We start from the raw sequence: 660 nt of genomic DNA on the forward strand, positions 1-660 counted from the left end.
AGGAAAAGAAATCAACCGAGATTCCCTCAGTAGCGGCGAGCGAAAGGGGACCAGCCCTTAAGTGGCTTTGGTATTAGTGGAAGGCTCTGGAAAGTGCCGCGATACAGGGTGATAGCCCCGTACACGAAAATGCCTTAGTCATGAAAACGAGTAGGACGGGACACGTGATATCCTGTTTGAATATGGGGGGACCATCCTCCAAGGCTAAATACTCCCAACTGACCGATAGTGAACCAGTACCGTGAGGGAAAGGCGAAAAGAACCCCTGTGAGGGGAGTGAAATAGATCCTGAAACCGTGTGCGTACAAGCAGTAGGAGCACCTTCGTGGTGTGACTGCGTACCTTTTGTATAATGGGTCAGCGACTTATTGTCAGTGGCAAGGTTAACCGTATAGGGGAGCCGTAGCGAAAGCGAGTCTTAATAGGGCGTTCAGTCGCTGGCAATAGACCCGAAACCCGGCGATCTATCCATGTGCAGGTTGAAGGTGAGGTAACACTTACTGGAGGACCGAACCCACAAATGTTGAAAAATTTGGGGATGACGTGTGGATAGGGGTGAAAGGCTAATCAAGCCGGGAGATATCTGGTTCTCCCCGAAAGCTATTTAGGTAGCGCGTCATGTCTCACCCAGGGGGGTAGAGCACTGTTTGGGCTAGGGGG

The 660-nt window shown here is 51.4% G+C and carries 1 rRNA gene (only partly in view); it reads left to right on the plus strand.

The features are described 5' to 3' along the window. Positions 1-184, plus strand: a 23S ribosomal RNA gene (locus VC28_RS19650); it begins 2,655 nt to the left of the window's first position. Positions 185-660 lie beyond the last annotated feature (476 nt).

It is taken from the genome of Cellvibrio sp. pealriver (assembly GCF_001183545.1).
In the GTDB taxonomy this organism is placed as follows: Bacteria; Pseudomonadota; Gammaproteobacteria; order Pseudomonadales; family Cellvibrionaceae; genus Cellvibrio.